Source organism: Agromyces cerinus, assembly GCF_016907835.1.
In the GTDB taxonomy this organism is placed as follows: Bacteria; Actinomycetota; Actinomycetes; order Actinomycetales; family Microbacteriaceae; genus Agromyces; species Agromyces nitratus.
In genome coordinates, this window is the sequence record NZ_JAFBCT010000001.1 from 2,023,111 (window position 1) to 2,043,791 (window position 20,681).

General features: G+C 72.3%; 16 protein-coding genes and 1 tRNA gene. 9 read left to right on the top strand and 8 right to left on the bottom strand.

Annotated features, from left to right (window positions below; translation table 11 throughout):
* Window positions 1-4: 4 nt before the first annotated feature.
* From rho to JOE59_RS09420, 7 genes are all read right to left on the bottom strand, one after another.
* Window positions 5-2,215: a transcription termination factor Rho gene (rho, locus tag JOE59_RS09390; RefSeq protein ID WP_204460055.1), complete on the bottom strand. Its 2,211-nt coding sequence runs from the start codon at window positions 2,213-2,215 to the stop codon at window positions 5-7.
* Window positions 2,216-2,473: 258 nt separating this feature from the next.
* A complete protein-coding gene (thrB, locus tag JOE59_RS09395; RefSeq protein WP_204460056.1) occupies window positions 2,474-3,445 on the bottom strand; it encodes a homoserine kinase in 972 nt (323 codons plus the stop codon).
* A complete protein-coding gene (thrC, locus tag JOE59_RS09400) occupies window positions 3,442-4,542 on the bottom strand; it encodes a threonine synthase (RefSeq protein ID WP_307837016.1) in 1,101 nt (366 codons plus the stop codon). The genes thrB and thrC overlap by 4 nt, the downstream gene beginning before the upstream one ends.
* The gene (locus JOE59_RS09405) at window positions 4,539-5,849 is read right to left on the bottom strand and encodes a homoserine dehydrogenase (protein WP_204460057.1); all 1,311 of its coding nucleotides are present in this window, start codon (window positions 5,847-5,849) and stop codon (window positions 4,539-4,541) included. Before JOE59_RS09405 ends, thrC begins: the two co-directional genes overlap by 4 nt.
* On the bottom strand, window positions 5,846-7,270 hold the full coding sequence (gene lysA, locus JOE59_RS09410; protein WP_204460058.1) for a diaminopimelate decarboxylase: 1,425 nt from the start codon (window positions 7,268-7,270) through the stop codon (window positions 5,846-5,848). The genes JOE59_RS09405 and lysA overlap by 4 nt, the downstream gene beginning before the upstream one ends.
* A gap of 212 nt (window positions 7,271-7,482) precedes the next feature.
* Window positions 7,483-8,484: an LmeA family phospholipid-binding protein gene (locus tag JOE59_RS09415; RefSeq protein WP_204460060.1), complete on the bottom strand. Its 1,002-nt coding sequence runs from the start codon at window positions 8,482-8,484 to the stop codon at window positions 7,483-7,485.
* A gap of 26 nt (window positions 8,485-8,510) precedes the next feature.
* A complete protein-coding gene (locus tag JOE59_RS09420) occupies window positions 8,511-10,184 on the bottom strand; it encodes an arginine--tRNA ligase (protein ID WP_204460061.1) in 1,674 nt (557 codons plus the stop codon).
* A gap of 39 nt (window positions 10,185-10,223) precedes the next feature.
* On the opposite strand from JOE59_RS09420, the gene JOE59_RS09425 reads away from it, so the two are divergent.
* From JOE59_RS09425 to JOE59_RS09465, 9 genes are all read left to right on the top strand, one after another.
* Window positions 10,224-10,844, top strand: coding sequence for an iron ABC transporter ATP-binding protein (locus JOE59_RS09425; protein WP_204460062.1), 621 nt, complete (start codon window positions 10,224-10,226; stop codon window positions 10,842-10,844).
* A gap of 16 nt (window positions 10,845-10,860) precedes the next feature.
* Complete coding sequence (locus tag JOE59_RS09430) at window positions 10,861-12,042, top strand: ROK family transcriptional regulator (RefSeq protein ID WP_204460063.1); 1,182 nt, start codon at window positions 10,861-10,863, stop codon at window positions 12,040-12,042.
* Between the two features lie 65 nt (window positions 12,043-12,107).
* Window positions 12,108-12,180: transfer RNA gene (locus JOE59_RS09435), tRNA-Arg, on the top strand.
* A 159-nt stretch (window positions 12,181-12,339) separates the two neighbouring features.
* A complete protein-coding gene (locus JOE59_RS09440) occupies window positions 12,340-13,797 on the top strand; it encodes a coiled-coil domain-containing protein (protein WP_204460064.1) in 1,458 nt (485 codons plus the stop codon).
* Between the two features lie 89 nt (window positions 13,798-13,886).
* On the top strand, window positions 13,887-15,893 hold the full coding sequence (locus JOE59_RS09445; RefSeq protein WP_204460066.1) for a TPM domain-containing protein: 2,007 nt from the start codon (window positions 13,887-13,889) through the stop codon (window positions 15,891-15,893).
* 90 nt (window positions 15,894-15,983) lie between these two features.
* Complete coding sequence (locus tag JOE59_RS09450; RefSeq protein ID WP_204460067.1) at window positions 15,984-16,721, top strand: PspA/IM30 family protein; 738 nt, start codon at window positions 15,984-15,986, stop codon at window positions 16,719-16,721.
* A gap of 143 nt (window positions 16,722-16,864) precedes the next feature.
* A complete protein-coding gene (locus JOE59_RS09455) occupies window positions 16,865-17,716 on the top strand; it encodes an arginase family protein (protein ID WP_204460068.1) in 852 nt (283 codons plus the stop codon).
* Window positions 17,717-17,797: 81 nt separating this feature from the next.
* The gene (locus JOE59_RS09460) at window positions 17,798-19,318 is read left to right on the top strand and encodes a dihydrolipoyl dehydrogenase family protein (protein ID WP_204460070.1); all 1,521 of its coding nucleotides are present in this window, start codon (window positions 17,798-17,800) and stop codon (window positions 19,316-19,318) included.
* Window positions 19,315-19,758 (top strand): Fe-S oxidoreductase, encoded by a 444-nt coding sequence (locus JOE59_RS09465; RefSeq protein WP_239560182.1) that lies wholly within the window; start codon window positions 19,315-19,317, stop codon window positions 19,756-19,758. The genes JOE59_RS09460 and JOE59_RS09465 overlap by 4 nt, the downstream gene beginning before the upstream one ends.
* Here JOE59_RS09465 and JOE59_RS09470 read toward each other — a convergent pair.
* A complete protein-coding gene (locus JOE59_RS09470) occupies window positions 19,721-20,659 on the bottom strand; it encodes a siderophore-interacting protein (protein ID WP_204460071.1) in 939 nt (312 codons plus the stop codon). The genes JOE59_RS09465 and JOE59_RS09470 overlap by 38 nt on opposite strands.
* Window positions 20,660-20,681 lie beyond the last annotated feature (22 nt).

The following is a 20,681-nucleotide window of genomic DNA, read 5'->3' on the forward strand; positions in this document are numbered from 1 at the left end:
TGCCTCAGCGGTGGTCGGTCTCGTGCCCGTGCGAGTTGCCGTGACCGGTGGCGACCGGCATCGACTTCTGCATGAGCATGAGGAACTCGACGTTCGACTGCGTCTCCTTCAGGCGACCGAGCACGGCTTCGAGCGCCTGCTGCTGCTCGAGGCCGGCGAGGGCGCGGCGCAGCTTCCAGGTGATCTTGACCTCGTCGGCCGAGAGCAGCATCTCTTCGCGGCGCGTGGACGACGCGTTGACGTCGACCGCCGGGAAGATGCGCTTGTCGGCGAGCTGACGTGAGAGGCGGAGCTCCGAGTTGCCGGTGCCCTTGAACTCCTCGAAGATCACCTCGTCCATCTTCGACCCGGTCTCGACGAGCGCTGTGGCGAGGATGGTGAGCGAGCCGCCGTTCTCGATGTTGCGCGCAGCGCCGAAGAAGCGCTTCGGCGGGTACAGCGCCGAGGCGTCGACACCGCCCGAGAGGATGCGACCGGATGCCGGTGCGGCCAGGTTGTACGCACGGCCGAGGCGCGTGATCGAGTCGAGCAGCACGACGACGTCGTGACCGAGCTCGACGAGGCGCTTCGCGCGCTCGATGGCGAGCTCGGCGACCGTCGTGTGGTCTTCGGCCGGGCGGTCGAAGGTCGAGGCGATGACCTCGCCCTTCACCGTGCGCTGCATGTCGGTGACCTCTTCGGGGCGCGCGTCGACGAGCACGACCATGAGGTGGACCTCGGGGTTGTTGATCGAGATCGCGTTGGCGATCTGCTGCAGCACGATCGTCTTGCCGGCCTTCGGGGGCGCGACGATCAGGCCGCGCTGGCCTTTGCCGATCGGTGCGACGAGGTCGATGATGCGCTGCGTGAGCTTGGTGGGCTCGGTCTCGAGGCGCAGGCGCTCCTGCGGGTAGAGCGGGGTGAGGCTCTGGAACTCGACACGGGCCGCAGCCTCGTCGGTCGTCTGACCGTTGATCGAGTCGACCTTCACGAGCGCGTTGTACTTCTGACGGCTGTTCGAGTCGTTGTCGCGCGGCTGCTTGATGGCGCCGACGACCGCGTCGCCCTTGCGCAGGTTGTACTTCTTCACCTGGCCGAGCGAGACGTAGACGTCGCTCGGGCCCGGGAGGTAGCCGGTCGTGCGCACGAACGCGTAGTTGTCGAGCACGTCGAGGATGCCCGCGATGGGGATCAGCACGTCGTCGTCGAGGATCTCGGGCTCGAGCTCGTCGCCCATGCCCTGGCCGCGACGCTTGCGGTCGCGGTAGCGGTTGCGACGGCCGCCTTCGCCGTCGAGCTGCGCCTGGCCGTCACGCGCCTGGCCATCACGCGCCTGGCCATCACGCGCCTGGCCATCGCGGGCCTGGCCGTCACGGGCCTGGCCGTCACGGGCCTGGCCATCGCGGGCCTGGCCATCGCGGCCGCGCCCCTCGCCCTGCTGCTTGGACTTGTCGGCGTCGCCGCCCTGACGGGGCTCGCCGGAACGGCCGCCCTGCTCGTCGCCCTTGCGGGGCTGCTCGCCGTTCTGGCGGTCGTTCTGTCGACCCGACTGGCGCTCGCCCTGCTTCTGCTCGGTCTTCTGGGCGTCGTCGCCGCGCTCGGCACGGTCGCCGCGCTCGCCACCGCGACGACCGCGGTTGCGGCTGCGGCCCTGTCGGGGCTCGTCGGAGGCTGCAGCATCGCCTTCGCCCTCGGCGGGCTTGGAGCCGCGTGCGCCCTCACCGGTCGCTGCGGCGAGCTCTTCGCGCACCGCGGCTCGTGCCGCCTCGCGGGCGTCGTCGGTCTCGGTCGCCGGGGCGGCCTCGGGCACGAGGCCGACACCGGCGCCGCCGGCGTTGACGTGCTGCACGGCGGAGGTGGTCGCGCTCGTGGCGCGACGCGGCTGACGGCGCTGACGCGTCGGCGCCGTGGCGGCGGGCGCTTCGGCCGCAGCCTCGGTCATCACGTCGGGGGTCGCGGTCTCGGCGGGAGCCTCGGCTGCAGCGGGCTCGTCGAGCTCGACGGGAGCGGCCTGCTCGGCCGCTGGGGCCTCGAGCGGCTCAGCCGATGCGGCGGCGCCGCCGTCGGCCGCCGAGGCCTGGTGCTCGGAGATCAACTCCACGAGTTCTCCTTTTCGGCGCTTCGATCCGCCCGCGAGGCCGAGGGATGCGGCGAGCTCCTGGAGCTCGGCGACCTTCATGGCGGACAGGCGGGCGGTGTTGGCCACGCGATCGGCGTGGTCGGTTCCGTTGGTCACTGGGTATGTTCCTTTCCCCTGTCGCAAGAGTTGCGGATTCAGGAGAGCTGATCGCTGGCACGAACGATGCCGGTGCGCACAATGGCGCAGACACGCGCGAGAGCGAAAGCAATAGATTGCCGGGAATTGCACGAGCGAGCTGGGACGCGAACAGTGCGTCACCTGCCGGGTGCGTGGTCAGTCTAACATCCCCGAGCCGTTCGTCCCGCCACGCGACGCGCCTGTGGATGGGCGAATCGTGGCGGTCTCTTCGGACCGCTACGCGCTCTGAACCGTCGCGCCCTTGAAGTCGACGGCCAGGGGCAGCGCCTGCCAGGCTGTGTCGGCGGTCGCCTCGACGAGGGCCATCGCCGCGATACGTTCGCTCGGGTCGCTCGCGAGCACGAGGATCGACGGCCCGGCACCGGAGACGACCGCCGGATGCCCCGCCTCGCGGAGCACTCGGATGAGCCGGTCGGTCTCGGGCATGGCTGCTGCACGGTAGTGCTGGTGCAGCTTGTCTTCAGTGGCCTGGAAGAGCAGCTCGGGGCTCTGGATGAGCGCAGCCACGAGCAGCGCCGAGCGCGAGACGTTGAACACCGCGTCTTCGTGCGGCACCGACTCGGGCTGCAGCGAGCGGGCGAGCGCCGTCGACATCTCGTGCTCGGGCACGAGCACGAGGGGCGAGACGCCGCGGTGCACCATGAGCTTCTTGTGCCGCGGACCCTCGGGAGTCACCCACGCGATCGTGAGCCCGCCGAAGAGGGCGGGGGCCACGTTGTCGGGGTGCCCCTCGAGCTCCGTGGCGAGGTCGAGCAGTTCGTCGGCGCTGAAGTCGACGATGCCCTCGAGCAGCCCCTTGGCCGCGACGACGCCGGCGACGATCGCTGCGCCCGACGAGCCGAGCCCGCGGCCGTGCGGAATGACGTTGTGCGCCACGAGCCTGAGCGCCGGCAGCGGCACGCCTGCGCGGGCGAAGGTGTGGGCGATCGCACGCACCACGAGGTGCGACTCGTCGAGCGGCACCTCGCCCTCGCCGACACCGTGCACCTCGATCTCGAGCCCCGGGACATCCTGTGCCGTCGCGGCATCCGGAACCGAGACCTCGAGCTCGTCGTACCTGGCCAGCGCGAGCCCGAGCGTGTCGAAACCGGGGCCGAGGTTGGCCGAGGTCGCCGGCACCTTGACGACGACGCGGCGGCCGGTCAGCGACGTCGCGACGTCGCCCGAGGCGACGACCGCAGCGTTCATGAGCTGAGTCCGAGCACGGAGGCGATCTGCGCCGTGTCGACGGGCACGATCGTCGGCTGCACGTCCGAGCCGTCGGCGGTGCGGAGCGCCCACTGCGGGTCCTTCAGGCCGTGGCCGGTGACCGTGAGCACGACCCGCGCGCCGGCCGGGATGACTCCGGCGGCCGAGCGCTCGAGGAGGCCGGCGACCGAGATGGCCGACGCGGGCTCGACGAAGATGCCGACCTCTGCCGACAGGATGCGCTGCGCCTCGAGGATCTTGTCGTCGTCGATCGCACCGAAGTAGCCGTCGGTCTCGTCGCGCGCCTGCAGGGCGAGCTCCCACGATGCCGGGTTGCCGATGCGGATGGCGCTCGCGATGGTGTCGGGGTCCTTCACCGGCTCGCCGCGCACGATCGGCGCGGAACCCGAGGCCTGGAAGCCGAACATCCGCGGCATGCGCGTGGCGTTGCCCACGGCGATGTCCTCGCGGTAGCCGCGCGTGTACGCGGTGTAGTTGCCGGCGTTGCCGACGGGGATGAAGTGGAAGTCGGGCGCGTCGCCGAGCGCCTCGACGACCTCGAACGCCGCCGTCTTCTGTCCCTCGATGCGGTCGTTGTTGACCGAGTTCACGAGGTGCACGGGGTAGTTCGCAGCGAGGTCGCGGGCGATGTCGAGGCAGTCGTCGAAGTTGCCCTGCACCTGCAGCAGTTCTGCGTTGTGGGCGATGGCCTGGCTGAGCTTGCCCATCGCGATCTTGCCCTCGGGCACGAGCACCGCGGCCTTGATGCCGGCGTGCGTGGCGTAGGCGGCCGCCGAAGCGGAGGTGTTGCCGGTCGATGCGCAGATGACGACCTTGGCGCCGTGCTCGACGGCCTTCGTGACGGCCATGGTCATGCCGCGGTCCTTGAAGGAGCCCGTGGGGTTCATGCCCTCGAACTTCACCCAGACGTCGGCGCCGGTGCGGGCCGAGAGTGCGGGCGCCGGCAGGAGCGGCGTGCCGCCCTCACCGAGCGTGACGACCGGGGTCGCGTCGGTGACGTCGAGCCGGTCGGCGTACTCGCGGATGACTCCGCGCCATTGACGCGAGTTTGCCTTGGGGGTGATGGGGGTGTTCACACTGCTCCTTCGACTCGGAGGACGGACGCGACGGATGCGACGACGGGGCTCTGAGCGAGGGCGGCGACGGTCTCGGCGAGCGCGGACTCCTTCGCCTCGTGCGTCCCGATCACCAGCGTAGCCCGCTCCGAGCCCTCGCTGACGGTCTGCTGCAACTGCTCCACGGAGACGCCGTGGTCGGCGAAGATGCGGGCGATCTGCTCGAGCACGCCCGGTTCGTCGGCCACCTCGAGCGTGATGGCGTAGCGCGTGGTGATGCGCCCGATCTCGAGCACGGGCAGCGCCGCGTGCGTCGACTCGGCGGTGCCGGGGCCGCCGATGACGTGGCGGCGGGCGATCGCGACGAGATCGCCGAGCACGGCGGAGGCGGTCTGCACTCCCCCGGCTCCGGCGCCGTAGAACATGAGGGGCCCGGCAGCGGATGCCTCGACGAACACGGCGTTGTTCGCGCCGTGCACGGCGGCGAGGGGGTGGCTACGCGGCACGAGCGCCGGGTAGACCCGCGCCGAGACGCCCTCTTCGCCGGTCTCGGCGTCGGTCAGCCGCTCGCAGATGGCGAGGAGCTTCACGACGTAGCCAGCGCGTCGCGCGGAGTCGACCTGCTCGGCCGAGACGCCGGTGATGCCCTCGCGGTGCACGGCCTCGACGGGAACGCTCGTGTGGAACGCGAGGCTCGCGAGGATCGCGGCCTTCTGCGCAGCGTCGTAGCCGCCGATGTCGGCGGTCGGGTCGGCCTCGGCGTAGCCGAGCTCCGTCGCCGTCGCGAGGGCGTCCTCGAGCGAGGCACCCGTCTGGTCCATGCGGTCGAGGATGAAGTTCGTGGTGCCGTTCACGATGCCGAGGATGCGGTCGATGCGGTCGCCCGCGAGGCTGTCGCGCAGCGGCCGGATGATCGGGATGGCACCGGCGACGGCTGCCTCATAGGAGAGCTGCGCGCCCACCTGCTCCGCGGCGGCGAAGAGCTCTGGGCCGTGGCTGGCGAGCAGCGCCTTGTTGCCCGTGACGACGTCGGCACCCGACGCGATCGCCTGCAGCACGAGCGTGCGGGCCGGCTCGATGCCGCCCATGAGCTCGATCACGATGTCGGACCCGAGGATGAGCGCGTCGGCGTCGGTCGTCAGGAGCTCCCGCGGCAGCTCGGCGTCGCGCTTGGCGTCGACGTCGCGCACGGCGATGCCGACGAGCTCGATGCGGGCGCCGATGCGCTGGGCGAGCTCGTCGGAGTGCTCGAGCAGGAGGCGGGCCACCTGCGAGCCGACGGAGCCCGCTCCGAGCAGGCCCACTCGGATGGAGCGGTACTCGATCATGCAGGGTTCCCTTCGATGGCGGGGTCGGCGCCGGCGGATGCCTCGAGCCCGGCGTCGCGAGCGAGCAGCTGCGCCTCGGTCTCGCCGTGCACGATGACGCGCGCCACGCCGTCGCGCACTGCGACGACCGGCGGCCGGGGCACGTGGTTGTAGTTCGAGGCGAGCGACCAGCAGTAGGCGCCGGTGGCCGGCACGGCGAGCAGGTCGCCCGGTGCGACGTCGCCCGGCAGGTACTCGGCGTCGACGACGATGTCGCCGGACTCGCAGTGCTTGCCCGCGACCCGCACGAGGGCGGGCGCCGCGTCGGAGGCGCGCGAGGCGATGCGGGCGGAGTACTCGGCTCCGTAGAGCGCGGTGCGCGCGTTGTCGCTCATGCCGCCGTCGACGGAGACGTAGTGGCGCACCCCGCCGTCGATCGGCACGGGCTTGATGGTGCCGACCGTGTAGAGCGTGACGCCCGCGGGGCCGATGATCGAACGGCCGGGCTCGAAGGCGAGTTTCGGCACGGGCACGCCGTGCTCGCGGCATCCGTTCGCGACGGCTGCGACGATGCCCTGCGCGATCTCCTCGATCGGGGCGGGCTCGTCGACGGCGGTGTAGGCGATGCCGAAGCCGCCGCCCAGGTTCAGTTCGGGAACGGGGGCGGCCTGCGAGAGCTCCGCGTGCACGGCGAGCAGTCGCTCGGCCGACTCGGCGAAACCCGCGGCGTCGAAGATCTGCGAGCCGATGTGGCAGTGCAGGCCGAGGAACTCGAGCGAGGCGTGCGAGCGGATTCGGGCGCCGAGTTCGACGGCGCGGGCGAGCGGCACACCGAACTTCTGGTCTTCGTGCGCGGTCGCGAGGAACTCGTGCGTCGAGGCGTGCACGCCGCTGTTGACGCGGAGCCGCACGGGTTGCACCCGGCCGGCGCGCGCCGCGGCATCCGCGACGCGCTCGATCTCGATCTCGCTGTCGATGACGATCACGCCGACGCCCACGGCGACGCCGCGCTCGATCTCGGCGAGCGACTTGTTGTTGCCGTGGAATCCGATGCGGGCGGGGTCGGCGCCCGCTGCGAGCGCGACGGCGAGTTCGCCGCCGGTGCACACGTCGACGGCGAGGCCCTCATCGGTCACCCAGCGCACGATCGCGCCGGAGAGGAACGCCTTGCCGGCGTAATAGACGGTCACAGTCGTGCCGATGGATGCCGCGGCGTCGTCGAACGCCCGCTTCGTGCGTGCGGCCCGGGCGCGCGCCTCGGCCTCGTCGACGACGTAGAGCGGAGTGCCGAACTCGGCGGCGAGCGAGGCCGCGTCGCGGCCGGCGATCACGAGCCGGCCGGCCTCATCGCGCGCGGCGGTCGACGGCCAGACGAGTGGCGCGAGCGCGTTGGCGTCGTCGGGCACGCTGAGCTGACCGGGGGCGGGTGCGGTGGATGCCACGGGGGAACCTCACGGACGAAAGACGATTGCATGGATCGCTCGCGGCGAGCGAACCCGGATCGGTTCCTGAAGCCTGCTGTGCGCGTCGACCTTGTGGGTCGGCGTACCGCGAGTCTACCGAGGCGTGCATGCCGAGCCGAATCGGGCCCGTCGCGCGCCCCGTACGGCGGAGCCGGGAGTCGGTTCCGCGGCGAGGCGGTGCCGGGCGGGGTCTACCCGCACGTGCCCTTCTGCTCGAGGCTCGCGGAGTCGAGCACGAGACCGTCGGCCTGGAGCCGGATCGCTGCGGCACCGGGCGCCACCGCGATCGACTCGAGCTGCACGCCCTCGGGCAGCCGGTCGGCGATGCAGATCTCGAGCGGGTCGCCGCCGAGGAGACGCTCGATGACGCCCGACACGTCGATCGACGCGCCGACCGCACCCACCTCGACGCCTTCGGGTTCGAGCAGCACCGAGTCGCCTGCAGCGACCGGGGTGGCCGTCACCTGGTACGTGATCGGGAGGCCGAAGATCTCGATGCTCCCCTCGTAGCCGACGGTGCCGTCGCCGAGGGTGAGCCCGGTCTCGACCCCCGCGACGGTGATGAGCTGGTTGATCGAGTCGGCGTCGGCGGTGATCGTCGCCGTCAGCTGCTCGACCGGCGAAGCGAGATCGACCGGCATGCCCTCGGCGACGACCGAGACGGCGATGGGTGCGCCCTCGACGGTCAGGGCGGGCGCATCGAGTTCGACGTGCTGCATCGTGCCTGAGAGGTACTGCCCGATCACCGAGAACCCGCCGATCGCCACGGTGACATCGCCTTCGACGCCGTCGGGCAGATTGGCCTCGATCTCCTCGGCGACCCGCTGCTCGGCGATGCCGCGCGCGACGAGGTCGGCCACGACGACGAGCGCCACGACCACCGCCAGCACGATGCCGACGACGATCCAGATGCGGGCGGCGCGTCCGAGCCGCTGGCGTTCGCGGGGCTCGTCGGCATCGGTCGGAGGCGTGGCGGCGGTGGCACCGGCGGCCGCGGCGGACGCGCCGGCCGCGGCACCCGCGGCCGCATACGGCTCGATCACCTCGGTCGGCTGCTCGTCCGAGGCATCCGTCTCGATGACCAGGGTGTCGCCCGACCCGTCGTCGCCGGTCTCGTCGATGCCGACCGGCTCGACCGGCCCGGTCGTCTCGGGGGCGTCGCCCGCGTCGTGCTCGTCGCCGTGCTTCGCCATCGGGGCCTCCGGATCGGGGTGGTGGGTCACATGCGTTCGGGTGCCGACACGCCGAGCAGCTCGAGACCGTTGCGGATGACCTGCCCCGTCGCGTCGTTCAGCCAGAGCCTCGTGCGGTGCAGCTCGCCGATCGGCTCCTCGCCGAGCGGGAGCACCCGGCAGTTGTCGTACCAGCGATGGTAGAGCCCGGCGAGCTCCTCGATGTAGCGCGCAACGCGATGCGGTTCGCGCAGCTCGGCCGACTGGGCGACGATTCGCGGGAACTCCTGCAGCGCGCCGAGGAGCGCCGACTCGGTTTCGTGGGTCAGGAGCTCGGGCGCGAACGACGCGCGGTCGAGGCCGACGGATGCCGCGTTGCGGTCGACCGCGCACGTGCGGGCGTGGGCGTACTGCACGTAGAAGACGGGGTTGTCGTTCGTGCGGCGCTGCAGGATCTCGGGGTCGATCGTGAGCGGCGAATCCGCGGGGTACCGGCCGAGCGTGTAGCGCAGCGCGTCGGTGCCGAGCCAGGCCTGCAGGTCGTCGAGCTCGATGATGTTGCCGGCGCGCTTGGAGAGCTTCGCGCCGTTGATCGACACGAGCTGGCCGATGAGCACCTCGACGTCGCGCTCGGGGTCGTCGCCTGCGGCGCCGGCGAGGGCCTTCAGACGGTGCACGTAACCGTGGTGGTCGGCGCCGAGCAGGTAGATCTTGTGGCCGAACCCGCGGTCGCCCTTGTCGAGGTAGTACGCGGCGTCGGCTGCGAAGTAGGTGTAGACGCCGTTGCCGCGACGGATGACCCGGTCCTTGTCGTCGCCGAAGTCGGTCGTGCGCACCCACACGGCGTCGTCGAGGTCGAAGACGTGGCCCTGGGCCCGCAGCCGCTCGACGGCCGTGTCGATGTCGGAGAGGCCGTCGTCGCCCTTCGCGTGCAGGCGGCGTTCGCTCGTCCACACGTCGAAGTGCACGTTGAACCGGGCGAGCGAGGCGCGGATCTCGGCGAGCTGCAGCTCGTAGGCGATCTCGGTCGCGGTGTGCAGGGCCACGGCGTCGTCGAGGTCGAGGAGCTTCGGCTCGCGCTCGAGCACCTGACGGGCGAGCTCGCCGATGTAGGCGCCCGGGTAGCCGCCCTCGGGGGTGGGCTCGCCCTTCGCCGCTGCGAGCACCGACGCACCGAAGTTCTCCATCTGGTTGCCGGCGTCGTTGATGTAGTACTCGTTGGCGACCTCGGCGCCCGCGGCACGGAGCACCCGGCTGATCGAGTCGCCGAGCGCAGCCCAACGGGTGTGGCCGATGTGCAGCGGACCGGTGGGGTTCGCCGACACGAACTCGAGGTTGATGACGCTGCCCGCGAGGGTGTCGCTCGTGCCGTAGGAGGGCCCTGCCTCGACGATGGACTTGGCGAGCGCGCCGGCGGCCGCGGCGTCGAGTCGGATGTTGATGAAGCCGGGGCCGGCCACTTCGGCGCTCGCGACGCCGTCGACGCCGGCGAGGCCGGTCGCGAGTTCGGTCGCGAGTTCGCGCGGGTTCACGCCGAGCGGCTTCGCGACGCGCATCGCGATGTTCGAGGCCCAATCGCCGTGCTCGCGGTTCTTCGGGCGCTCGAGCGCGACGTCGTTCGCCGTGAGGTCGAACGCGACCTCGTCGCCCGCAGCGCGACGTCGCTCGACGATGGCGAGGACGAGGGCGTGCAGGGCGTGCGAAAGATCGGCGGGAGTCACCCGCAAATCCTACCCGCCGCCATTGATAAGGTTCGTCACATGCTGCGCTCGTCCCGTCTGTCCCGCACCCGTCCCGCCGCCATCGCACTCGTGGTCGCGGCATCCGCGATGCTGCTGGGCGGATGCACCGGCGAAGCGCCCGACCCCGACACGACGACCGCCCCGCCGCAGGCCAGCGAGACGCCGATCGAGACGACGCCGGCCGAGCCGACCGAGACCGCAGAGCCTCCGGTGCCGTTCGCGATCGACTGCGACGCGCTGCTGACGCCCGATCAGGTCTACGCGTTCAACCCGAACTTCGGCAGCGCTCCCGACTTCACCCCCACGGGCGATCGCCTCGCCGCCGTGGTCGACGAGGAGGGAACCGTGTGCGGCTGGCTGAACCAGACGAGCGGCGAGGTCATCGAGATCGGCGTCGCCACTCCCCCCGAGGCCGCGCTGCTCGCCCACCAGAGCGATGCCGCCGTGAACTCCACTCCCGTGCCCACCTACGGGACCCCGCCCGAGCTCGAGGGCTACTTCACCCAGGCCGACGGCAGCGGAGAGGCGCAGATCTTCAGCGGCCCGTACTGGATCGTGATCCGTTCCGCGGCGCTCTTCGAACCCGGCGACGCCGGCAAGCTCGTCGCCGACGTGCTCGCCAACCTTCCCGCCGCCTGACGCGCACGCAGCGACGATGAGATCAGCACAGGGAACGCCCTCGTGGCTCGGGGCGGTCAACGACCGTGTCGGGCTCTCGGCGCTGCTCGACCACGGACCGCTCACACGCAACCGCATCTGCGAACTCGTCGGAGTGTCCAAGCCCACCGCCTCGATGATGATGAACCGGCTGATCGCCGCGGGCGTGATCGAGGAGCGCGGCCAGGTGGCCGGCAACCCGGGCCGCAGTGCGACGCTCTACGCCGCCCGCACCGATCGTCCCCTCGGCGTCGCGATCGTGATCGAGGCCGACGAACTCCGCGCATCGGTCGTCGACGCGGCCGGCGGCGAGCGGCCGATCGTGCGCACCCCGCTCTCCCGCGACCCCGCCGACCGTGACGCCGTGCGCGAGGTCGCTGCGGCGATCCGCGACGCGAGCGCCGCCGCGGGCACCGATCCCTCGGTGGTGCACACCGTCTGCATCGGCACGGCCGGCTACGTCGACCCGGGTGAGGAGGGCACGCTCTTCAGCGAGACCCTCCCCGGGTGGCCGGTCCGCGGCCTGCGACGCACCCTCGAGGCCGAGCTCGGCGTCGCCGTCTTCGTCGAGAACGACGTGAACCTCGCTGCGATCGCCGAACGCCAGTCGGGCGCGGGCGAGGGCCGCGACGTGTTCGCACTGCTCTGGCTCGGCAACGGCGTCGGCGCATCGTTCGACGTGGCCGGCGACCTGCATCGCGGCAGCTTCGGCGGCGCCGGCGAGATCGGCTTCCTCCCGCTGTCGGCCGCCGCCCAGGCGCTCGACGAGCACGCCGTCACGAGTCAGGACCTCGCCGGCGCCGTGGCCGTGCGCCGCATCGCGGCCGCCCACGGACTCGACGGCACCGATCACCGCTCGGCGCTCGACGCGATCGCCGCGAGCCCCGAGCGCGCGGCGATCATCGAGGAGATCGGAGAGCGCGTCGCGCACGTCTCGCTGCCGCTCCTCGCGACGCTCGACCCCGGCCGGCTCGTGCTCGCCGGCCCCACGGCGATCGTCGGCGGCCAGCCCCTCGCCGAAGCGGTGGAACGCGGCATCCGCAGCATCAGCCGGTGGTACCCCGAGGTCGTCGCGACGCGCATCGACCACGACCCCGTGCTGCACGGCGCACGCGCGTTCCTCACCGCGAAGGTACGCGACGACCTGCTCGGCACGGTCGCCCGCCTCAGCCTCTCCTGAGCCGCCTCACCGCCGCCCGACGGGTCGGGCGCGGCCGCGCGAAGTGGTAATGTCTCTAGCTGTGCGCCTCCGTAGCTCAGGGGATAGAGCGCCGGTTTCCGGTACCGTAGGTCGGGGGTTCGAATCCCTCCGGGGGCACGTTTGCAAGTGGTGGCGTCGGCGATCTGCGCCGATGATCCAGCACACGATTCGAGAAGCCTCGGCCGATGGCCGGGGCTTTTCTCGTCCGCCCGCTCGACACCCGCGACGCCCGTAGACTCGGCTGGTCGCACCCGCTCGACGAGGAAGGCCCCGCGCATGCACGCCGGCACCGGAGCTCTGCAGCTCATCGCATCGCCCCTCGGCTGGATGAACCCGTGGAGCTTCGATCGGCTCCTCCCCTTCCTGATCGTCGGCGGCCTGGTCGTCGGCATGATCGTGCTGCGCCTGCTCGACGCGCGGGCGAAGCGCCGTGAACTCGCGCCGTCCCCCGCGCGTGCGGCCCAGGCGCCGCCGAGCTTGCAGCTCGATGAACTCGAACGCCGAGCCGGGCTCGCGCTCGTGGCATCCGACGACCGCGTCACCGCCGCCGCCGCCGAGGTCGACTACGCGGGTGCGCTCGACGGCGACGAGGTCGCCACCGTGCTCCGTTCGGCGCACGCGAAGGCGCGTGAGCAGCTCGCCGAGGCGTTCGCAGTGCAGCGCGACGCCGGCCTCACGAGCGCCCCGGACGCCGAACGGCGCGCCGCCTACGAGCGGATCCTCCGACTGACCGACGCCGTCGACGCCGCCCTCGACCGCGACGCGCGCTCGCTCGAGCAGTTGCGCGCACTCGGCGCCCGCGCCGGCGAAGAACGCGACGCGCTCCTCGGCGAGCTCGCGGCAGTCGAACGCGACGCGGCCGGCTCGACCGCCCGACTCGCCGACGCGGCCGGCCGCTACGCCGCCGAAGCCCTCGACCCCGCGGCGACGGCCCTCGACGACGCCCGCGCCGCCCTCGGCGATGTCCGCGCACGGCTCTCCTCCCCCGCCGTTGCGGCGCCCGGCACCGCTGCGGCAGTGCACCTCACCTCGGCCCGCGCCGAGCTCCGCGACGCGGCCGATCGGGTCGCGGCCGCCGAGGCGGACCTCGCTGCGCTCACGGCGAGCGACCTCGCCGTCGCCGACGCCATCGCCGCCCTCGAGCGCGACATCGAGGTCGCCCGCGCGATGGACAGCGCTCGCCTGGGTTCCGTCGCCGACGATTTCACCATCGAGGCCGCGGCCCTCCGCGAGGCGCTCGCGGCGGCCGGCCGCGACCCCGTCTCGCTCGGCCGCAGGGTCGTGCGGGCGGATGCCGCGATCGACGCCGAGATCCGCGCCGGCGCGAGTGCCGGTGCGCTGTCGCAACGCGTGCTCGCCGAGCGATCGAGCTCGCTCGCCTCCGCCCGGATGCTCGTCGGCACGGCCGAGCACGCCCTCGCAGCCGAACCCGCTGACGCCGCCGCCCGCATCCGCCGCGACGAGGCACTCGCACTGCTCGCCGAAGCGCGCGACCTGCTCTCGGCGGCGGCGCGCCCCGATCTCGCGCCCGGCGATGCCCGCGAGCGGGCCGATGCCGCGGCACACCTCGCGCGCCGGTCGTTGGCGATCGCCCGCGACGATGCCGCAGGCACCCCGGCTTCGGGCGGGCGCCTCTTCGATCGCGCGGCAGGCGGCGACGGGTTCTTCGCCGATCTCGTGGCGGGTCTCCTCGAGCGCGCCGACGAGCGGGATGCCGCAGCTCGCGGCGACTGAACGCACACGCTCTCCAGACCATGGACGAGGCGCAGCGCCTCCCCATAGACTCGGGTTCGTCCGTTCGGACGGGGGAAAGGCACTGGTGCATGCGCGCAGTACGCAAGTGGTCCGCGGCTCTCGCGATCGTCGCAGGGGCGGTGATCGGGACCGGCGCGACCGGGCTCGCATGGGCTGAAGACCCCGTCTCATTCACGTCCTCCCCCGTCGTCGACACGGCCGGCGTGCTCGGCGGCGAGACCGACGACGTCGTCGCCGCGCTCGATGACGCTGCCGACCGCAGTGGGCGCCAGCTCTTCGTCGCCTACGTCGACGAGTTCACGAATCCCGCTTCGGCGGCCGAGTGGGCCGACGAGACGGCGATCGCCAACAACATGGGCAGTGAGGACTACCTGCTCGCCGTGGCCGTCGACGGCCGCGCCTACTACCTCTCCGCAGCGAGTGACGCGTCGATCTCCCCTGAGGAGCTCGACCGCATCAGCCTCGAGGTCATCGAGCCGAACCTCCGCACCGAGGACTGGGCCGGCGCGGCGATCGCGGGCGCGAATGCGATCGCCGACGGATCGGCCGGCGGCGGCGCGGGCGGTGGCAGCGGCTGGGGCTTCGTCTGGTTCATCGTGATCGCCGCGATCGTCGTCGTGATCATCGCGATCGTGCTCGCACGACGCAAGAGGAAGCGCGCAGCGAGCGGTGCCGATGGTGCCGGCCAGGTGCCGCTCCCCTCGATCGAGGAGCTGCGTCGTCAGGCGGGCAGCGCCCTCGTGCAGATCGACGACGCGGTGAAGACGAGCGAGGAGGAGCTCGGCTTCGCCGTCGCCTCCTACGGCGAGGCCGCAACCGAGTCGTTCCGCACCGCCCTCGACGCCGCGAAGGCGAAGGTCGCCGAGGCGTTCACCCTGCAGCAGCAGCTCGACGACGCCACGCCCGACGCCGATGACGAGCGCCGCGAGTGGTACGGCGGCATCATCCGGCTCACGGGCGAGGCCGATACCCTCCTCGACGAGCAGGCCGAGCAGTTCGACGAGCTGCGGGCGCTCGAACGCGACGCCCCAACCCAGCTCGCGCGGGTGCAGGAGGAGGCGACCGCGGCCGAGGCGACCATCGCGCCGGCAGAGCAGCGCCTCGCCGCACTCGGCACGCAGTACGCGGCATCCGCCACCGCGCCCGTCGCCGACAACCTGACGCAGGCGCGATCGCGCATCGGCTTCACCCGCGAGGCGCTGGCGGCAGCGAGCACGGATGTCGCGGCGGGCGACGCCGCCCAGGCCGCGGTCGGCATCCGCGCCGCCGAGGAGTCCGTCGACCAGACGACCCTGCTGACGGCCGCCGTCGAGCGGCTCGCCGCCGATCTCGCAGCAGCGGACACCGCCGTCGCCGCCGGCGTCGACGAGCTCGACCGCGATGTCGCGACCGCACGCGGCCTGCAGCACGCCGAAGCTGCGGCGGTCGCCGATCGGGTGGCCGCGGAGTCGGCCGCCCTGAGAGCGGCGATCAGCGCGCCCGGCCGCGACCCGATCGCGCTGCAGGCGAGGCTCGAACAGGTCGATGCCGAGATCGATGCCGTGATCCAGAGCGTGCGGGATGCCGCCGAGCAGGCCGCCCGCGTGCAGGCCCAGCTCTCCCGATCGCTCACGACCGCGCGATCGCAGGTGCAGGCCGCCGAGGACTACCTCGTCGCGCGTCGCGGAGCGATCGGCGCCGAGTCTCGCACGCGCCTGGCCGAGGCTGGGCGCCTGCTCGTGGAGGCCCAGGGCGCCGCCACGACCGACCCCACTGCCGCGCTCGCCTCCGCACAGCGGGCCGAACGCCTCGCAGCCGAGGCGATGTCGCTCGCGCAGCGCGACGTCGGGGGCTTCGGCGGCATGGGCGGCTACGGCGGCAGCACCGGAGGCTCTTCGAGCGGCGGAGGCGACGTCTTCGGCGCCGTGCTCGGGGGCATCCTCATCAACTCGGTCCTCGGCGGCGGGGGCGGTGGCGGCTACGGCGGCGGTCGTTCCTCGGGAGGATTCGGCGGCGGGCGCAGCAGCGGCCGCTCCGCCGGCAGCTTCGGCGGCTCGGCGACGCGCTCCCGGCGCGGGAGCGGGGGCCGATTCTGAGCCCCCCGACGAACCGCTCGGCCGCCGACTGACCTCCGACCGACCACGAACCGGCACGACCGAACCCTGATCACCACGAAAGGAACGACCATGGCAAAGCAGTCCATCTTCGGACGGATCTCGCAGCTCCTGCGAGCCAACATCAACGGCCTCATCGACCAGGCGGAAGACCCGCAGCTGATGCTCGACCAGATGGTGCGCGACTTCACGAACTCCATCGCCGACGCCGAGGCCGCCATCGCCGAGACGATCGGCAACCTGCGCCTCCTCGAAGACGACCACCGCGAAGACGTCGAAGCAGCACGCGAGTGGGGCGAGAAGGCCGTCGCAGCCAGCCGCAAGGGCGACGAGCTCCGTGCCGCGGGCGACGCATCGGGCGCCGACAAGTTCGACAACCTCGCGAAGGTGGCTCTCAGCCGCCAGATCTCCTCCGAGAACGAGGCCAAGTCGGCCGAGCCGCAGATCGCCGCGCAGACCGAGGTCGTCGACAAGCTGAAGTCGGGCCTGAACGGCATGAAGGAGAAGCTCGTCCAGCTGCAGAACAAGCGCTCCGAGCTCGTCGCCCGTGCGAAGACCGCCGAGGCGCAGAAGCAGGTGCACGACGCCGTCAAGTCGATCGACATCCTCGACCCGACGAGCGACATCGGCCGCTTCGAAGACAAGATCCGCCGAGAGGAGGCGGTCGTGCGCGGCCAGGCCGAGCTCGCCGCGTCGAGCCTCGACGCGCAGTTCAACGAGCTCGATGACCTCGGCGAGCTCACCGAGGTCGACGCCCGACTCGCCGCGCTGAAGGCGGGCGGTTCCGGCCAGGGCGCCATCGGCGGCTGATCGACCCGTCCGATCTGCAGGTCGAGCCTGTCGAAACCTCACGCGGTCTCGACAGGCTCGACCGATCTGCGGGTCGTGCCTGTCGAAACCTCACGGGGCCTCGACAGGCTCGACCCGCAGTGGAACACGAGATACTTGAGAACATGCCCGCAACGTTCGTGGTGGTCCCGCTCTGGCAGGGATCCGTCTCATCTCGCGCCATGAGCCACGCCGACGGCGCCGAAGCCATCCGCGGCGACCTCCCGAGCTCCTCGACCGTCGTGGTCGAGGTGCCGATCGAGGCGGGCGAGTCGCTCGGCACCGGCGTGCAGCGGTACAGCACGATCCTGCGCGTGCACGAGCGCACGTCCGCAGTACTCTCGCATGTGCCCGGCTGGGCGATCACGATCGGTGGCGACTGCAGCGCCTCACTCGCCTCGGTCGCTCATGCCTCGGCGCGCGCGGCCGGTGACCTCGCGGTGCTGTGGCTCGACGCGCATCCCGACCTGAACACCCCCGAGACCTCGCCGTCGGGCGGGTTCGGCGGCATGACGTTGCGCGCGATCACGGGCGAAGGAGCTGAGGGGCTCGCCCTCGACCCCGAGACCCGCGTCGCGCCCGAACGACTCGTGCTCGGCGGCATCCGCGCCATCGACGACGAGGAGAGCCGATTCATCGAGGCGCACGACGTGGCGACGCTCACCGTCGAAGACCTCTCGGACCCGTCGCTCGTGATCGCCGCCCTCGAGGCGACGGGCGCGTCGCAGGTCTTCATCCACATCGACCTCGACGTGCTCGACCCCGCGACGCTCGCCGGCCTCTCGTATCCCATGCCGTTCGGCATCGGCGTCGCCGAGCTCGTCGCGCTCGTGCGCGCCGTCGCCACCCGCTTCCCGCTCGCCGGCGCCGCGATCGCCGGCTTCGCGCCGTCGTCGCCGCAGTCGGCCGACGACGACCTTCCGACCATCCTGCGCCTCATCGGCGCGCTCACCTCCGGCGGCGCCACGCCCCGCTGACCGCCTCCACGCCGGCGCCCACTTCTGCCTAGGCTGGGGATCGGGCCGTCGGCACGCGCCGGCGCACCGGAGGGGAACGGGATGGAACGCGAAGTCGACGTCATCGTCATCGGCGGTGGTCCGGTCGGAGAGAACGCCGCCGATCGGGCGCGCGCCGCCGGACTGGAGGTCGTGCTGGTCGAACGCGAGCTCGTGGGCGGTGAGTGCTCGTACTGGGCGTGCATCCCCTCGAAGACGCTGCTGCGGAGCGCGGCCGCACTCCGCGCCGCCCGACGCGTCGACGGGGCGAAGCAGGCGGTCACCGGCCGACTCGACGTGCAGGCGGTGCTCGCCCGGCGCGACTACTGGGTCTCCGATTGGAGCGACCAGGGCGGCGCCGACTGGCTCGAGAGCATCGGCGTCGGCCTCGAACGCGGGCACGGCCGCCTCGACGGCGTGCGACGCGTGGTCGTCGAACGCGCCGACGGCGAAGCGGTCGCGTACCGGGCTCGACATGCGGTGATCGTCGCGACCGGGTCCGATCCCGTCATGCCGCCGATCGACGGCCTCGCCGAGGCCGCGCCATGGACGAGCCGCGAGGCCACGAGCGTCACCGAACCGCCGGCGAGGCTCGTGGTCGTCGGCGGAGGGGTCACCGGGGTCGAGATGGCGACCGCGTTCGCCGGATTCGGCACGGAGGTCACGGTGCTCGCCCGCAGCGGCCTGCTCGGCACCATGGAGCCGTTCGCCGGCGAAGCCGTGGCGAAGGGGCTCCGGGAGCTCGGGGCATCCGTTCGCCTCGATGCGGCCATCGAGCGGGTCGAGCGCACCGAGTCGGGCGAGGTCGTCGTGACCCTCGACGGCGGCGAGACGATCACCGCCGACGAGGTGCTCGTCGCCACCGGGCGCCGGCCGCGCTCCGAACGGCTCGGGCTCGAGACGGTCGGCCTCGAACCCGGCGACTGGGTCGCGGTCGACGACACGATGCTCGCGACGGGCGCCTCCGGCAACGACGCGGCGCCCTGGCTCTACGCGGCGGGCGACCTCAACCACCGCGCGCTGCTCACGCACCAGGGCAAGTACCAGGCGCGCGCCGTGGGCGACCTCGTCGCCGCTCGCGCCCTCGGCAGGCCCGACCAGACGGCGCCGTGGGGTGCGCACGTCGCGACGGCCGATCACACGGCCGTGCCGCAGGTCGTGTTCGCCGAGCCCGAGGCCGTCTCGGTCGGCCTCACCGCCGCCGAGGCCGAGCGCGATGGGCGCGAGGTGCGCATCGCCGACGTGTCGTTCTCCTCGGTGAGCGGTGCCGGCATCCTCGCCGACGGTTACGAGGGGCAGGCACGGCTCGTCGTCGACGCCGAGCGCAACACGGTCGTGGGAGCGACCTTCGTCGGCCAGGACGTCGCCGAGCTCCTGCAATCGGCGACCATCGCGATCGTCGGCGAGGTGCCGATCGACCGGCTCTGGCACGCCGTGCCGGCGTTCCCGACCATGAGCGAGGTCTGGTTGCGGCTGCTCGAGGCGCTCGGCAGGCCGGGGGCGGCGGATGCCTCGGCGCCCGGCGTTGCCGACCGAGCCGACGACTCCGGCGCACGCACCGACGGCGCCGAGGCCGCAGCATGAGCGACGACGTGACCGGCGACCGGCCCGAGCGACCGCGCGACCGAACGCTCCGCATCCGCCTGACCGGCTCCCCCATCAGCCGCCTCGGCTACTGGTGGGCGACCGCCGTCGGCTTCACCTGGGGCTTCATCTGGAGCACCGGCAGGGTCGAACGCCGACACGGCCTCTTCGTCTTCACGGGCATGCCGAAATGGACCTTCGGCAGGGGCGGCTCGTGCGTCGGCGGCTGCTACCTCACGAACCGCAACATCGGCGAGCGCGTGCTCGGCCACGAGGCGGTGCACAAGGAGCAGTGGCTGAAGTACGGCATGCTCTTCCCGCTGCTCTACCTCTTCGCCGGGCGCGACCCGCTGAAGAACCGCTTCGAGATCGAGGCGGGACTCGAGGCGGGCGGCTACCTGCCTACCCCTCGGCGCGGCCGAGCTTCCAGTACCCCATGAACGCGACCCGGCGCCGATCGACGCCGATGCCCTTCACGAGGTGGCGACGCAGGGTCGTGATCGCCGAGGCCTCGCCGGCGAGCCAGGCGTAGAGCCCGCCGTCGTCGGTGGCGGCGGGCACCTCCCAGAGGATCTCGTCGTCGTCGAGCGCCGGCAGCTCGCGCGCCGCAGCGGGGGCGGCGGCCGGAACCGCTGCGGCCGCGGGATCCGCCGCGACCCAGGCGTCGGCCCAAGCGGTGACCTCGTCGACGAGTCGGGCGCCGTACTGGGTCTGCCCCGCCTGCGCGCTCGCCGCGTCGCCGCGCGACAGCCAGTGCACGGCGACCCCCGCGGGCGCGCGCAGCTCGAGCGCATCGCCCGCCTCGGGCACCTCGAGGAACACCGCTCCCCGCGCATCCGCAGGCAGCTGCTCGAGGATCGCACCGACCGCGGGCACCGCCGTCTCGTCACCCGCGATGAGTAGCGTGCGCGCCGCGCCGGGCTTCCACTCCCACCCGCCCGACTCCTCGTCGCTCGTCGCATCGGGGCCGATGATCAGCATGCGGTCGCCGATTGCCGCCGCCGCGATCCAGCGCGACGCCGGCCCGCTGTCGCCGTGGGCGACGAAGTCGACGTCGAGCTCCCCGAGCGCGGGGCGCGACGAGCGGATCGTGTAGGTGCGGATCGGGTTGCGACGGTCGTCGGGCAGCGCGCGCCACGAGGCGTACCAGTCCCCCTCGAACGGGACGTCGTCGAACCCGCTCGCAGCGAGCGGGAGCACGACCTTGATGCGCTGGTCGGGGCCGTCCCAGCCGAACTCCCGCAGGTCGTCGGAGCGGAAGGTCACGCGCACGAAGTGCGGCGACATCCGCCGGATCTCGGCGACACTCGTGTCGAACACTCGGTATCCGGGCTTGGCCATGCGAATTTCTCCTGTCGGAAGG

Bases quoted from the DNA above. Each gene is read 5' to 3' on its own strand.
- JOE59_RS09470 (WP_204460071.1), bottom strand. From the start codon at position 20,659: ATGGCCAAGCCCGGATACCGAGTGTTCGACACGAGTGTCGCCGAGATC.
- JOE59_RS09425 (WP_204460062.1), top strand. From the start codon at position 10,224: ATGCTGCGCTCGTCCCGTCTGTCCCGCACCCGTCCCGCCGCCATCGCA.
- JOE59_RS09465 (WP_239560182.1), top strand. From the start codon at position 19,315: ATGAGCGACGACGTGACCGGCGACCGGCCCGAGCGACCGCGCGACCGA.
- JOE59_RS09430 (WP_204460063.1), top strand. From the start codon at position 10,861: ATGAGATCAGCACAGGGAACGCCCTCGTGGCTCGGGGCGGTCAACGAC.
- JOE59_RS09450 (WP_204460067.1), top strand. From the start codon at position 15,984: ATGGCAAAGCAGTCCATCTTCGGACGGATCTCGCAGCTCCTGCGAGCC.
- JOE59_RS09460 (WP_204460070.1), top strand. From the start codon at position 17,798: ATGGAACGCGAAGTCGACGTCATCGTCATCGGCGGTGGTCCGGTCGGA.
- JOE59_RS09405 (WP_204460057.1), bottom strand. From the start codon at position 5,849: ATGATCGAGTACCGCTCCATCCGAGTGGGCCTGCTCGGAGCGGGCTCC.
- JOE59_RS09415 (WP_204460060.1), bottom strand. From the start codon at position 8,484: ATGGCGAAGCACGGCGACGAGCACGACGCGGGCGACGCCCCCGAGACG.
- JOE59_RS09445 (WP_204460066.1), top strand. From the start codon at position 13,887: ATGCGCGCAGTACGCAAGTGGTCCGCGGCTCTCGCGATCGTCGCAGGG.
- JOE59_RS09455 (WP_204460068.1), top strand. From the start codon at position 16,865: ATGCCCGCAACGTTCGTGGTGGTCCCGCTCTGGCAGGGATCCGTCTCA.
- JOE59_RS09440 (WP_204460064.1), top strand. From the start codon at position 12,340: ATGCACGCCGGCACCGGAGCTCTGCAGCTCATCGCATCGCCCCTCGGC.
- thrB (WP_204460056.1), bottom strand. From the start codon at position 3,445: ATGAACGCTGCGGTCGTCGCCTCGGGCGACGTCGCGACGTCGCTGACC.